The sequence below is a fragment of the Sphingobium sp. TomTYG75 genome, assembly GCF_054771635.1.
In genome coordinates, this window is the sequence record NZ_BSRE01000001.1 from 701744 (window position 1) to 716247 (window position 14504).

The following is a 14504-nucleotide window of genomic DNA, read 5'->3' on the forward strand; positions in this document are numbered from 1 at the left end:
TTGACCTCCTTGCGCTTCGTCCTCACCATCGAGAACGGCGTCCGGGAGACGGGTGGCGGGGCGGCTGTCAGGGCCGCGGCGCGAAGCGCGGCGCCGCGAAGCGGACGTGGGGGGAACCGATTTGCGCAGCAAATTGGGGGGCGCCCGCGGGCCTTGATAGGCGCTCCGCCACCCGTCATGCTGGGTCTGTCGAGACGAGCCTCCACCCTCTCCTGGACATGCGACATCACCTCAATTCCCCTGCGACAGAGCGACAAAGATCGGGCTTGGCGATGGTGCGGCGGCGGCCGATGCCAATGCGCCGCCCTTTTGTATGGCGAACAGCGGCTCGACCGGTGGTGAGGCCGTCGCACTGACCACGCCAATCTGCCGCTCCGGCGCCACGCTTGCGAGATAGCCGATGGTCTCGCCTGGCAGCGGCCGACCGCCCGCAAGATGTTCGGCATAACGCCCAGGCCCGGCATTATAGGCGGCGAACAGGCCCGGATATCCGAACCGGTCGTACATTAGTCGCAAGTAAAAGGTGCCGGCAAGGATGTTGTCGCGGGGCTCGTCGGGATCGTTGCCAAGTCCGAGCCGGACGCGCATTTCCGTCCAGGTTGCAGGCATGAGTTGCATCAGTCCCATGGCGCCAGCGGAAGAGCGGATCGGGCGGCCGTTCCAGCGGGTCTGCCCACCGCTTTCGGCGCGCATGACCCGCTCGATCCAGGCGCTGGGGATGCCGAACCGCAGCGATGCCTCGCGGATATAAGGCTGCCATATGGCGACCGATTCAGCTTTGGCAGGCGTCGCTAGGGCGACCGCCAGCAGGATGATGGCGCGTTTCAACGGCGCCACAGGAGCGTCGCCTTCCCGATCACATCGTCGCCATCGGTCGGCCCGAAATAGCGGCCGTCGAAAGAGGCCGGACTGTCCATCAGTAGGAAAAGCTGTCGTCCCCGCAGCACCATGCAACCGCTCCACCAGGGCATCGGGAGACCAGCGGCATCAGCTGCACGGCGGCTCGCAATCCATCGCCCGTTGAGAAAGATGTCCTCGGCCAGCGCGCAGACCTTATCGCCCGCATAGGCCACGGCGCGCTTCACCAACGGCACGTTCATCGGGAGGTAGCGACGGGACGCAGCGAGCAGCCGATAGTGCTTGGGCACGCGAGCGATGACCATGTCACCCGGCTCCACCACGGCGCCGGGTTCTACCCTGTAGAGTCCGATCGGCGCGCTGGCGCTCGTATTCCAGACGAGGCGCGGCGTGGACGGAAGCGCGGCGGAAAGGAGGGGGATGAGAGTGCCAGCACCAACGCACAAGATGCGCCCGCGCAATCGAACGTGCCTCCGCTTTTCCGTCCGCAAGGTCTCACCCCAGGCAAGCAGCGGCGCATCGGCGGCAGGGCTTCGACGGCCGCTCACGCGCGCAGCTCCCGCGCCGAATGCTCGGCGGACCAGCTGTCCAGGTCATCGATATGATATTGGACGAAACGGCAATGGCGGCGGAAGACCGGCCCCTTGCCGTCGCGGCGCAGGCGTTTGAGCAGACGGCTCGAGATCTTGAGATAGGCAGCCGCCTGGTCTGTATTGAGGAAGGGCGAGCCGCGTTTCGCGCGGTTCGCACGGGCAATGTCATCGTCGCTGTCCATGGGGCGCACTCCTGTCTGTCGGGATCGCAACGGCGCGATCGCGGCACCCAGGATGCGGACAGGGACATCCCGGCATCAGTGTCGAAAACCACTCTCACACTTTCGACACCCGGGGAGAAAAGAGGCTCCGCGCCGAATCTGGCGCGGAACCTCGTCATGTCAGCGGGACCAGATGAGCTTGTGCTCGCCCTCGTCGCCCTGGGTGAGGGTCGCGTAGATGGGCGCGGGGAAGGACGGATCGTCGAGCTTGAGGCTCAGATATTCCGCGCCGGTCTCGCGCGCCGCCTTGGTCCAGCCCGCGCCGAACTCGACGCCACCGGCGCTGACGCGATGGTCCGGAGCCTTGTCATGCTCGCGCTCGACGGGCCGGATCGTGGCCTTGACGCGAAGGATGAGGGTGCGGATTTCGCCATTGTAGACGCCATCCTCGTTGCGGGTGAAGCTGCCGATCTGTGCCATGGAAAGTCTCCTTCTGCTTGCTCGAATGCCGCCCCATGCGGCCTCGATGGCAGTCGATGAGGTGATGGCACGGCGCCGCGCACCCCTGGGCCGAAGCGCCAGCGAAGGACGGCCGGAGCCGGTTTTCTTGCCTCGCGAGGAAGCCCGCAAGGGCGGGGAAGAAAGCCGACAAAGCCGTTGCGCGGACAAGCCGTGCCGGCGCCAGACCTGCCATGAAAGAGAGGCCGGTGCGGCATTGCCACCAGCACGCGAGGATCTTTGGACAGGATCGGAACGCAGGATTTCGCCCAGCGACGATCGATATCGGAGGCGATATCCAAGCCCTCCTTGACTCGGATGCCCCGGCTCTCCCCTAGCGCTCGACGAGCTTCCGGTTCAGCAACAGGACGGTCGCACAGGCCGGGCGACCATATTTGCCGGTGCCGCACACGTGGTCATGATGACGACGTCAGCGTCCGCTGGAGCAGACAGTTCACAAACAAGGCACTCCTGCCTGAGCGCCATTGTTCTACAATTGTACAGATAATCTTTAAATCGACAGAGTGGCCCGAATATTTAGTTGACCTTATTCATATTCCCCGCTTGATCGCAAAGGCCTTTTTAACCAACGATATATATCGCACGAAGGCATCAAAGGGGATTCTTTATGCGATCAGACGCCGCCAACCTGCTCGCCCGGCTCGGGCGCAGGGATTTCAGATACCGTGAATTCACCGACAATTTTGCGGATATGGAGCTCTGGCCCATATTCGAAGCCCTGCTGACAGACGATCGCGTTGTAGGCAAACCCGTTTCCGCGCTCGCAGCCCGCAGCGTCGAAGATGTGCTTCCCACAGTCAAGGCGGCACCAGCAAAACCGGCAGTGTCACAGTCGGACGCAGGTATTTTCGGCGGCTATTCTTCCAGTCGACAGAATACATCCTCAGACGAAACGAAAAACGACCTGCGGTCCTTTTTCCAGCGCATCTCCGACAATGATGAAGGGGGCCGCGCCTGATGCCCCTGATCCTCTGTCATTCCCCCAAAGGCGGAACCGGAACGAGTTTCATCGCGGCTCATCTCTCGATGCATCTCGCGCGGAAGGGGCATGATGTCGCCGCAATCGATTTTACCTATCAGGACACGCTCAAGCTGTTTTTCGGCCTGCTTCCAACGCAGGCACTTGCCGAATTTCATGGCGGTGGATCCGCCCTTGCAGTCGCGGGAGTAGAGCTTTTCTCCGCTTACCGCCTCAGCAGGGAGCCTGATTTCATCGAGGCGCTCCGTCATGGCAAATCGCCGTTCCGCTCGGGCAAGGTCTACGTTGCCGACGTTGCGGCGGGTGATCGGGAAACCAAGGATCTTTTGCTCCCACATACGGACCTGCATGTCTGCACGCTGCTACCGCAACCTGTCTCCCTTGCGGCGCTCAGCAAGGTACAGGCGGGTGTTCCTACCATCGAGTTGAGTAGTACCGCCTTCATCCTCAACCAGCTGGATGACACGCACCGCTTCTCGCGGCACACGCATATTTTCCTGCGCGAACTGGTCGGCGACCGGCTCGTGGGTACGGTGAGGCGAGACGAGGCCGTGAACGAGGCGGCCGCCATGTTCGAACCGATCAGCAAATATGCTCCCGCCAGTGCAGCTCTGGCCGATATCCGGGCAGTCGCCCAGCATATCGAGGCCAGGCTGGGGCTTAACGCCAATGCGGAACAGCTGTCATGAAGCTGCTGTCCTCGCCTATCGCCAAATGGGGCATCACAGTTTTCGCGGCCCTGCTGGTTCTGCTGGTTATCGGCGTGCCGCTGGACCTCCAGGCCCAATGGCTATTCAGTGGCATTACGATTGGCGGTGCGTTGATACTCGGCCGATCCCGCACGCGGAAAGCGACGCTTGCGCTCGGCCTCCTGTCGATCCTGGTGTCTACCCGTTACATGTTCTGGCGTACGACGCAGACGCTGGAATTCGGCACACCGCTGGAATTCCTGCTTGGCGCAGGCCTTTACCTCGCGGAAATCTACGCCTGGATCATCCTGCTGCTTGGCTTCCTGCAGACCAGCTGGCCGCTTCATCGCCCGGTCGTAGAGCTTCAGGGGGAACCTTCGCAATGGCCCACGATCGACGTCTTCATCCCAACCTATAATGAAAGTCTCGCCATCGTGCGTAACACGGTGTTCGCGGCGCTGGACATGGACTATCCCGCTGATCGCTTCAGGGTTTTCATTCTGGACGATGGTCGCCGACCCGAATTCCGCGCCTTTGCCCGGCAGGTCGGCTGCGGATATCTGACCCGGCCTGACAATCTGCACGCCAAGGCAGGCAATCTGAATGCCGCCATGAAGAAGACTGCGGGCGAACTGATAGCTGTGTTCGACTGCGACCATGTACCGACACGCGCTTTCCTGCAAATGACGGCCGGCTGGTTCCAGAAAGACTCCAGGCTCGCTCTCATGCAGACGCCGCACCATTTCTATTCCCCCGATCCGGCGCAGCGCAACCTGCGTACAGTAGAGGACCTCCCCGGTGAGGGAGACCTGTTTTATGGCAGTGTCCAGCAGGGTAACGATCTGTGGAACGCGGCCTTCTTTTGCGGTTCCTGCGCCATTATCAGGCGTGAGGCGCTCATGGAGACCAATGGGTTCGCTGGTGAAACAGTGACTGAGGATGCTCATACGGCGCTCAAGCTCCAGCGCATGGGGTGGAACACTGCCTTCATCAGTGCCCGCCTCTCCGCCGGTCTCGCGACCGAACGTCTGGTGCTGCATATCGGCCAGCGCATACGATGGGCACGCGGGATGACCCAGATCCTGCGGATCGAAAATCCACTGCTGGGGCCAGGCCTCAAATGGCAGCAACGGCTCTGTTATCTGAATGCGATGCTGCATTTCCAGTTTCCGCTGCCGCGCATCGTGTTCCTGACGAGTCCGCTCGCCTATCTCATCTTCGGGCAGAACATCATCCACGCCTCTGCATCGCTGATTTTCGCTTATGCAGCGCCCCACCTTTACTGTTCGATGGTCTCGGGTGCACGGTCGCAAGGCGGTGACCGGCGCCCGTTCTGGGGCGAAATCTATGAAACGATCCTTGCCTTCCATCTGGTGCCGGCAACTGTCTTCACGCTGTTCAATCCCCGCAAGGGCAAGTTCAACGTCACCGACAAGGGAAGCCTTCTGGATCGCACCTATTTCGATCTGGGGACGGTGAAACCTCACTTGCTCTGTATCGCGCTGATGCTCTTTGGCATCGCACTGGGCGCGGTGAAGCTGATTTTCTTTCCGCACCTTTTCAACATCCAGGCCGATACCCTGTTGTTGAACGGAGCATGGGCGCTATTCAGCCTCATTATCCTGCTGGCCGCTGTGTCCGTCGCTCGGGAGACAAAGCAGGCGCGCGAATTCATTCGCATCGAAACTCAGGTTCCGGTCACCATCTATGTCCAGGATGGGCATGTTTTTGATGCCGTCACAATCGACCTGTCGATGGGCGGCGCCGCCATACGCCTGCCGCAGGACATATCTTTGCGCGACCGGGTCGTCACGCACATCTCGCTGCCCATGGGTGACGAGAAGCTGACATTACCTGTCGATACCATTCGAATTGAACATGGGGAGGCGTTTCTGCGTTTTCAGCCGCTTGATATGACGCTGTCCCGGCATCTTGTCCGGGCCATTCTCGGCCGTGCCGATGCCTGGGAACCGGTCGCCCCGCAACCTCCGGTCTCTGGCCTCAGGTCCTTGTGGGACATCATCGTCGTCGATCTTACGACACTCAAACGGCTGTTTCGTCTGAACAGGACCGAACGCCGGAATGTGAAGCGCACGGCTGCAATGACCGGGTTAAAGGCTTCCGCCATCCTGCTGGCGACCGGCGCTCTCATGAGCGGCACACCGCAAGCGGCCAAAGCTGCTCCGACTCCCGCTCCCGCCGCAAGCGTGAGCACGGCGTCAGCGAGTGGAACCCGGCAGCAGCGGCTGACCTTCCGCGATCTTCAGGTAAAGTCGCCCATCCGCCTCGAAGGCACGAGGGGCGAAATCGGCATTCCTTTCGGCATGCGGCGTAGCGACGTGGTGACGAACGCCACATTGAGGCTGAGTCTGGCCTGGTCGCCGGCCATGATCGGCGACCTCAGCCAGTTGGTCGTCTTGCTGAACGGCGAGGTTGTGCAGGTGGTCCCGCTTCGCTCCAGTGATGCACGAGGGCAGATTCTGAACATCCCGGTCAACCCCGCACTGTTCCTGCCGGGCGACAACCGCCTCAACCTGCGCCTGCTCGGACATTACACGCGCGATTGCGAGGACCCGTTCCATAGTTCGCTATGGGCCAACATCAGCAATGTCCGCTCCTGGTTTGACCTTAGCGTCCAGAGCCTGCCGCTCACGCCCGACCTGTCACGTCTGCCAAGTCCCTTTTTCGACCGGAACGACAATCTGCCTCTCCGCCTACCCTTCGTATTCGCTGGCAGGCCCAGCAACGGCGAACTGGAAGCAGCCGCCAGCGCGGCGTCATGGTTTGGGGGACTGGCAAGCTATCGCGGCTTTTCATTCAAACCGATGTTCAATCAGCTTCCCCAGGGAAATGCCGTTGTCTTCCTGTTGGGCAATCGGCCCGTGGGGGGCGTAACCATGCAGGTCCGCGGGCCATCGGTTGCCGTCATCCGGAACCCGCGCGACACCTTTGGCAACCTCCTCCTAATCATGGGCCGCAACACGCAGGAACTGAAGCTTGCGGCGGCGGCCGTGGCCAGCGGGCGCGGAGTATTCGGCGGCTCACAGATGGCATTCGACAATGTGCGCATCCCTGCACATGGCCGTTATTCTGCTCCGCGCTGGATCAACACGAACCGGCCCGTCCGTCTGGGCGAGCTCACCGACGCTTATGCCTTGCAAGGTCTGGGGCTGCCGCCCGGGCCGCTCAGCGCGCGCTTCCGCATCGCGCCCGACCTTTTCTTCTGGCCTCGTCAGGGCGGCAGGCTGGACCTGCAATATCGTTACCCGACAGCAGACTGGCTGGACAAGCGGGGATCACGCCTCGATGTGTCGATCAACAATCAGTATCTGCGCACGCTGCCCCTCGCCGGTGGCGATTTGTGGGACCAGGTCTTTCGCGGTCGCGGGCCATCATCGCAGGACAGCAAGGCTTCGCTCGTGCTGCCGCGTTATAATCTGTTCGGCCAGAATGAGTTGGTGTTCGACTATAATCTGATCCTGGCGAACAAGAAGAAGTGCGAAGGCACATTGCCGGAAAATGTCCGCGTCAGCATCAGCCCGACCAGCACAATCGACTTCAGCCATGCCTATCATGCGCTGCAGATGCCCGACCTCGCGACGTTCGCGGGGGCGGGCTATCCCTTCACGATCCGGCCCGATCTGGCGGAAACGGCCGTTATAATGCCGCACGGGGCCACTGCTAGCACCATCGAGGCATTTTTGGCCATGATGGGCCGCTTTGCTGACTCGACCGGCCTCCCCGCTACCCGCGTCACGGTGATGGACAGGATCGACCCGATCGCCTTGGAGGGGAAGGACATATTGATAATTGGCGCCAGCAGTGTCGCGGGGTCGGGCCAATTGTTCGGCAACGCCCCGGTTCGCTTCAGCGATGGCGCACTCCAGGTGGCTGAGCGATCTCCATTCCAGAACGCCCAGAATTTCTTCTCGCTGGGCGACCGATCGAATCCTGAAGAAGCACAGCAGATCATCTATAACGCACACGGCTTTTCCGGCATTGTGGGCTTCCGCTCCCCGTTCGACAGCGACCGCAGTGTAGTCGCTTTGCTCGCGGACGACCCTAATGCCTTGCCGCAGCTGGTGAACGGCATGGCCGATACGAAGATCAATGCACAGATCCAGGGTGACCTTGCCGTCACCGATGGTGAAGGTATGACCAGCTTCGCGGTCGGACCTACCTATTGGGTGGGCTCCCTGCCCATCTGGATGCGTATCGCCTACTGGTTCAGCCTGCGACCGATCCTCATGGCGGCCAGCGGCCTGCTGCTGGCATTGCTTCTCGCAGGCCCTGCATATCTCTATTTCAATTCACAGGCCAAACGCCGCCTCGAAGGGGCTGACGAGGCATGACCGGAGCGATAACGATGCGAAAATTCCTTGTCGCTGCCCTGCTTGCATCAACCGTCACGCCCACCATCGCCGTTGCGGAGGTGCCCGGTGTCGCCGCGCTGATTCAACAGGGCCGCTATTGGCGGGCGAAGGGGCGAAATGACTTGGCAGACCAGGCCTTTCGCAGGGCGTTGGTACTCGATCCTGTCAATAGCGAAGCGAGACACGGGCTGAGTGGCGCGCAATCGCGCCCCGCCAGGCCCCCAGCGGCAAAAACCGGGGCCAAACTAGGGTCCCGACCTGCCCCGGAATTGACACGACCGGCGCAGGCCGCGCGATCCGCCCCGCCCCGCCCTGCCCCAGCCGACCGCGGCGGCGACGCCCGCGCCGCGGGTTTCAGGGCTTTGGACAAGGGTAATCTGGGCGAAGCCGCGACATCTTTCGAACGAGCCCTTGGCCGCAACAGCAACGATGCCGACGCGCTAGGCGGCCTCGGAATCGTACGACTGCGTCAGAACCGTTTTGCAGAGGCCCGCGACCTGCTTGAACAGGCTTCACGCCGGGGGACGCCGTCCAAATGGGTTGAGGCTCTCGCCTCATCGCGCTTCTATGCCGATTTGGGTGAAGCCCAGGCGGCCCTGTCCGAAGGACGGCTCGGGGAAGCGCAGGCAAAAGCCGAAGGGTTGGTCAGGTCTGGCTTTTCCGATCGACAGCCTGCTTTTGAGCTGCTCGCCAATATATACGAGCGGCAGGGGCGCTATGCCGATGCCGCAGATATTTTGAGACAGGCATCGGGCAGTGCTGGAAGTGAACAGTCCGAGCTTCGACTGAAGAGCCGGGCGGCACGCGGACGGGCGCTCGCTGCAATCGAGCGCGGTGACGAAGTCACTGCCGAACAGGAGTTTCAATCCGGCCTGCTCCTCGATCAAAATGATCCCTGGATCCGGTATGAATATGCGCATTTCATGATCGACCGCGGTCGGGTGTCAGACGCTGACGCCTTGTTGCGGTCACTATCGTCCTCATCCAGCCCGGACGCACTCTACGCAGCGGCTCTCCTCAATAATTCGCTCAAGCGCTTCAGCGCGGCCGAAGCATTGGTCGATCGCATCCCCGACGATCAGCGCACCTCGCAGATGCGGAACTTCGCCATGGGGTTGAAGGCGGATCAGGCCATCCAGAGGGCGCGGGATATCGGCGCGATGGGCCGTCAGGCCGAAGCACGCGCCGCACTGAATCAGTTAAGCGGAACGGCAGGATTGCCCGCGGCCAAACAAGCGGCGATCGCCGACGCGCTGTATGATCTGGGCGATACGAGCGGTGCAGCTCAACTCGCGGAGCAAGCGCTTTCCGGTGAGATCAGCGATGTAGAAGGCTATGAGCCTATTGTTCGCGTACTTGCCAAGACAGGACGGGATGACCTCGCCGCAGCTGCGCTGCAACGCGCCAGTCAGCTCGCTGGCGCGTCCACCGATGGTCAGCGCACACTCGCTCGTATCAACGGAGGCATGGCGGCGGCGCAGGCAGACCGGCTCAGGCTGGCGCAGCAATATGCACCTGCTTTCGACCTGCTCCAATCCGCCTGGAATGCAGCACCGGGAAATCGCGAAGTCCTGTCAGCGCTTGCGCGGCTTTATCAATCAGGTGGCATGCCGGCCCGTGCTGCCCAAAGCTATCAACTGATCCTGGCGCAGTCACCCAGGGATCGTGAAGCACAGCTGGGCCTGATCGAAACGGCGGGTGCTGCGGGTGACCGGGCGCTTGCCGCTCAAGCGGTCGAACGCGCGATCCAAACTTGGCCGGACGACCATGAAGTCTACATGGCCGCCGCGCGGATGGAACAGGCACGCGGGAATGAAAGCGGGGCAGTCCGCTATCTAAAACGCGCTCGGGAAATCTATGCCCGGCAGATGGGCGGCAGCAATGTCCAACTGACAGCCAGCAACCCCTTCGGAAGTATCGGTGGGACAAATGGCAACATGGGTAGCAATCCATTCCGTTCGCAGGCGTTTGCGCCCGCCCCTCCACCGGTCAATCCCTTTGCACTTGAAGGCGGCGCACGCCTGCCTTCCTATCAGGCCGCACCGGGCTATGCGGCAACTACGCCCCTGCCTGCAGGTGCTGCTGCGATCGGCGTTCCGGCAGCTTTTGACAATAATGGCTACGCCTCCAGCGCTCCGACGATGGCGCAAGGCGGAGTCATGGGAGATCCTGTCCTTGCCCGACTGGAATCCGACATCCGCAAGCTAGCGGGCGAGAGTGGTCCACGGGCCGACGTCGAAACCGGATACCGTCAACGTTCCGGCGAACCGGGGCTGAGCGAGCTGAAGGAAATCACCGGATCGGCAAGCATATCGACAGGCGTCGGTAATGGCCGCCTTTCGGTAAAGGCGGAGGCAGTGGTACTGGATGCCGGGCCACCCAGCGCGTCGGGCGCGGCACGCTTTGGCGGCAATGGAATAGCGGAGGCGGCAGCGATCGCCGGCCAGGTCGCCTCGCGCAATATCGGCGTTGATGCGCAACACGCTGCGGGCGTCGCCCTGTCGGCATCCTACAAGAGCCCGCTGGTGGAGCTGGAAGCCGGTGTTACTCCGCTTGGCTTCGGCAATACGAGAGCGACCTGGCGCGCTGCGGTCACGCCACGCTTTTCCTCCACGGCGTCGGCGAAGCTATGGTTTGAACGGCAGCCGGTAAAAGACAGCATCATTTCCTATGCAGGCGCCCGTAACCCGACGACCGATGCCAGGCTGGTCGAGGCGACAAGCGCGATCGTCATGGCCGCAGGCGCGCGCGACCCTGTAACCGGGCAGCGACTGCTGGATGTCCCCGGACTTTTCGGCCCCTACGGCATGGGAGAGCGATGGGGACAGGTCATGAAGACGGGCGGCGGCCTGTCCTTCAGCTACGACCGCAACGGCAACGGCTTTTATGGCGACGGCAGCTTTCACCGCTACCGCGGTGAAAATGTCCGTCGCAACTACGGCATCCAGCTGAACGCGGGCGGCTATATGCGTTTCTATCAGGGTGACAATTCATCCCTGACTGGCGGCATCAACGTCAATTATCAGGATTTTGATAACAACCAGAATTTCTTCACTTATGGCCATGGCGGCTATTTCAGCCCGCAAAGCTTCATCAGCGTCAGTTTCCCCGTGCGTTACGCCTATGACGACAGCCGTTGGGAAGTGAGGGGGAATTTCGCCCCAGGTTATCAAAGCTACGATCAGGAAGCCGCGAACCTCTATCCTACCAGCGACGCCGCGCAGGGGCTGCTTAACAATCTGAAACTCCTGAACAGTGATGTGCGTTCAACCTACGACGCCATCAGCAAAACCGGCTTTGCCCTCTCTGCCGACAGCGCCATTTACTATCGCGTAAGCCCTTCCATGCGAGTGGGGGGACAAATGGGAATCAATACGTTCGGCAACTATGATGAATTCCGGTCCTTGATCGGCATTCGCCAATCACTTGGAGGTGGGCAGTGAATAACGCCACGCGGCAACTGATGCCGGTTGGCAGTGCCTCGGCCGATCCAAAGGGCCTGGCGCTGCTCGTCGCTATGATTGCCGCCGAGATAGGGAGCACGGCGACGCCTGCTCAGGCCCATAACTTTTACCTGGCCGTCGGGCGGAAACTCGCCGCTGCAGAGCCGATGGAAGACGCAGCCGATCTGACCTTATTGGCGACACGCGTCAACAAGCTTTGGTCGGCGCTTGACTGGGGTCATGTCATTTTCTGCATGGAAGAGGAAGGCATAGCTATCCGGCATCAGGGCCTGCCACCTGCACTGGATGGCGATGTCGAAGGGCTGTGGGCTGAGATCATCTCTGCGGTGCTCGAAGGCGCTTATGACAGCTGGTTCCGGACACTCGGCAGCGGCGCGGCGCTGATGACCCGGCGGGTAGATTTCAATGGCGGCACACTGGATCTATGGCATGGCCGTTGATCGAAGGTTTTTTTCGCTTACTGCTTTGGCGGCGCTGACCATATCCTGCGCCAGAGCTGGCGGGCGACCGCCGTTGTCGAACAGCTTGTGGCCCCGTTTCAAATCCGCCTTCCTCGATCCGTCCGGCCGCGTCCTGGACAACGGCAATGGGGGAATCAGTCACAGCGAAGGCCAGGGCTATGGTCTATGGCTGGCGCTGACTGCGAATGATCGTGACGCCTTCGAGAAAATGCACCGTTGGACCGAAGCCACCCTCGCCAGGCGCGACGTGGCGCTCTACTCCTGGCGATACGATCCGCGCCAGGAAAATCCGGTGGCAGATCGTAACAATGCAACAGATGGCGACATCTTCATCGCCTGGGCTCTGGGCCGTGCAGGTGAACAGTGGCAGGACGCCGCTCTGACTGCACGAGCCGAGGAAATCAGGGCAGCCATTCTCTCTCATCTGGTCATCGAGCGATTTGGTCGGCGCCTTCTCCTGCCCGGCATCGACGGCTTTTCCTCACCCAATGTCGTGACGGTCAACCCCTCCTATTTCGTCTGGCCGGCATTCGACCAGTTCCGGCGGCTGGATGGTGAAGCCGTCTGGGGAGACGTGATCCGCGACAGTGAAAAGCTGCTGGCAGCGGCGCGCTTTGGCCGGCGCCGCCTACCCACGGACTGGATCGATGTAACCGCGAACGCGGCGATCGCGCCTGCGGCAGCCAAGCCGCCCCGGTTCGGCTTCGACGCTGTACGCCTGCCTCTTTATGCACAGGCGGGAGGCAGGCAGCAGCTGGTCAGGCCGATCATTGATTGTTGGCGGGGCTACGTCCGTGCTGGACGAGCCATTCCCGCCTGGATCGACATTCAAACGGGACAAGAGGCCGACTTCGCGCTCTCACCTGGGGGCATGACGATCGCCAACCGCGCGCTTGGAATGCCTGCGTCCCTGCCGTTGTCGACCGATTATTATGCAGCAGCGCTGCAGATGCTGTCGCAGTCACTTTGATGTTTTTCTACGCCACCGCCCGCCCAGCATTAGACACGTCCTCTGGCGTACAGAAATATAACTGGGCCTTGCCGCCTCGTTTGGAGCGGTAGAGCGCGGCGTCCGCACAGGCTGTCAGATGCTCAAGATCGAGCCCGTGACGAGGCGCCATCGCAATGCCGACGCTCACGGAAATCCGGATCTGCTCATCCATCAGCAGATAAGGCTCACTCAGTTGCCTGATAATACGGCGGCCGAGCATCTCTGCTTCGCTCTCATGCTGAACGCCTTCCTGGACGACAATGAATTCGTCACCGCCGATGCGTGCGACCGTGTCCACCGAGCGAACGATTGAGCGCAGCCGGGTAGAAACCTCGCGTAAAACGGCGTCACCCATGGGGTGGCCATAGCGGTCGTTGATAAGCTTAAAGCCATCAAGGTCGAGGAAATGGACGGCGAGTTGACTGTTTTCAAACGCAGCGGTGCTCATACTGTTCTGGAAACGCTCTCTCAGGAGCAGCCGGTTAGGCAGTCCGGTCAGCGCATCCTGCCGCACGAGATCAGCCAAATCATGTTTTGTCGTGAGATGCTCAACGTCCGATCGATACAGATGACGAACCGACTCAAGGCTGAGCAGCGTCACGACGGTGACCAGCAGCGCCTCTATCACGAAATATTCCGCGTGCATCGCACCGGCATCGCCAGCCCGAGCGTGCAAGGCAAGGGCGACGACAGTTGGGACAGTCGCAAGCAGCAGGCTGGTCACGCAAATGCGTGGCCTGCCACCTATCCGTGACACGAGCCCGGCGCCGAACGTAAAAATGAGGCTGACGACGACAAGATGGTTGAGCGGAATATGTGTACCGAGCACAGTCGCGCTAAGCGCGCCCAACAACCCAGCGAAAATGTAGCTTCCTGCTGCATAACGCCGTTCCCATTGCTTCACGCGATCGATGGTCAGGGTCGTTCCACACGCTTCCCGCTGATAGGCGGTGATGACGGCCAGGCGCGCGATTGTCACTACCACTGCAATCGCGGTTATAAACCCGATCGTGGCATCGTGATGTTCTATGAAAATTGTTGTTCCCGCCACACCGAATAGGACACCCATGCCGGCGATGGGCAGGCGCATGGCGAAGAGGGACTGCACGAGTTCGCAGTAGACAGCATCCGGGATTGGCAGGGTCATGAGCCGGTTGGAGAATGTCAGGACCCCTCTTCTCATCTTCACCATCCAGTCTGGCATCATCGTAAACCGTGTCAAATCCTGCTCCCGGCAAAAGAAGGGCTCACCACCCAACGCTCCAAAGCCGTAAAAAATGTCAAAACCCGCTTGACGGATCAGCCCATTTTTTTGAGCTTTTATCTTCTTTAGCGACAATGACGCAGTCGGACCAAATCCAAATCCGCCAGTCACTATGGCGCTGGCAAGCTGGTTCCATGCTCCACCCCCGCCAG

The 14504-nt window shown here is 61.1% G+C and carries 11 protein-coding genes; 6 read left to right on the forward strand and 5 right to left on the reverse strand.

The features are described from left to right. Positions 1 to 231 precede the first annotated feature (231 nt). The 4 genes from ACYU81_RS03365 to ACYU81_RS03380 form a co-directional block, all read right to left on the reverse strand. Positions 232 to 837, reverse strand: a complete 606-nt coding sequence (locus tag ACYU81_RS03365) for a lytic transglycosylase domain-containing protein (RefSeq protein ID WP_460986341.1) — start codon at positions 835 to 837, stop codon at positions 232 to 234. After that, positions 825 to 1406, reverse strand: a complete 582-nt coding sequence (locus ACYU81_RS03370; protein ID WP_460986342.1) for a S26 family signal peptidase — start codon at positions 1404 to 1406, stop codon at positions 825 to 827. The genes ACYU81_RS03365 and ACYU81_RS03370 overlap by 13 nt, the downstream gene beginning before the upstream one ends. Continuing rightward, positions 1403 to 1633, reverse strand: coding sequence for a helix-turn-helix domain-containing protein (locus ACYU81_RS03375; protein ID WP_460986343.1), 231 nt, complete (start codon positions 1631 to 1633; stop codon positions 1403 to 1405). Before ACYU81_RS03375 ends, ACYU81_RS03370 begins: the two co-directional genes overlap by 4 nt. 159 nt (positions 1634 to 1792) lie before the next feature. Further along, complete coding sequence (locus tag ACYU81_RS03380) at positions 1793 to 2092, reverse strand: DUF736 domain-containing protein (RefSeq protein WP_460986344.1); 300 nt, start codon at positions 2090 to 2092, stop codon at positions 1793 to 1795. A 646-nt stretch (positions 2093 to 2738) separates the two neighbouring features. Between ACYU81_RS03380 and ACYU81_RS03385 the strand changes: the two genes are divergently transcribed. From ACYU81_RS03385 to ACYU81_RS03410, 6 genes are read left to right on the forward strand one after another with little or no spacing between them, the layout of a single operon-like run. Beyond that, complete coding sequence (locus tag ACYU81_RS03385; protein WP_460986345.1) at positions 2739 to 3089, forward strand: hypothetical protein; 351 nt, start codon at positions 2739 to 2741, stop codon at positions 3087 to 3089. After that, positions 3089 to 3799 (forward strand): cellulose synthase operon protein YhjQ/BcsQ, encoded by a 711-nt coding sequence (locus ACYU81_RS03390; protein WP_460986346.1) that lies wholly within the window; start codon positions 3089 to 3091, stop codon positions 3797 to 3799. The genes ACYU81_RS03385 and ACYU81_RS03390 overlap by 1 nt, the downstream gene beginning before the upstream one ends. Next, the gene (gene bcsA / locus ACYU81_RS03395) at positions 3796 to 8151 is read left to right on the forward strand and encodes a UDP-forming cellulose synthase catalytic subunit (RefSeq protein WP_460986347.1); all 4356 of its coding nucleotides are present in this window, start codon (positions 3796 to 3798) and stop codon (positions 8149 to 8151) included. The genes ACYU81_RS03390 and bcsA overlap by 4 nt, the downstream gene beginning before the upstream one ends. Before the next feature lie 14 nt (positions 8152 to 8165). Continuing rightward, positions 8166 to 11615, forward strand: coding sequence for a cellulose biosynthesis protein BcsC (locus ACYU81_RS03400; RefSeq protein WP_460986348.1), 3450 nt, complete (start codon positions 8166 to 8168; stop codon positions 11613 to 11615). After that, positions 11612 to 12076 (forward strand): cellulose biosynthesis protein BcsD, encoded by a 465-nt coding sequence (gene bcsD / locus ACYU81_RS03405; protein WP_460986349.1) that lies wholly within the window; start codon positions 11612 to 11614, stop codon positions 12074 to 12076. Before ACYU81_RS03400 ends, bcsD begins: the two co-directional genes overlap by 4 nt. Further along, the gene (locus ACYU81_RS03410) at positions 12066 to 13067 is read left to right on the forward strand and encodes a glycosyl hydrolase family 8 (RefSeq protein ID WP_460986350.1); all 1002 of its coding nucleotides are present in this window, start codon (positions 12066 to 12068) and stop codon (positions 13065 to 13067) included. The genes bcsD and ACYU81_RS03410 overlap by 11 nt, the downstream gene beginning before the upstream one ends. 7 nt (positions 13068 to 13074) lie before the next feature. On the opposite strand, the gene ACYU81_RS03415 is transcribed toward ACYU81_RS03410, so the two are convergent. Further along, positions 13075 to 14463: a diguanylate cyclase domain-containing protein gene (locus tag ACYU81_RS03415; protein ID WP_460986351.1), complete on the reverse strand. Its 1389-nt coding sequence runs from the start codon at positions 14461 to 14463 to the stop codon at positions 13075 to 13077. Between the last annotated feature and the right edge of the window lie 41 nt (positions 14464 to 14504).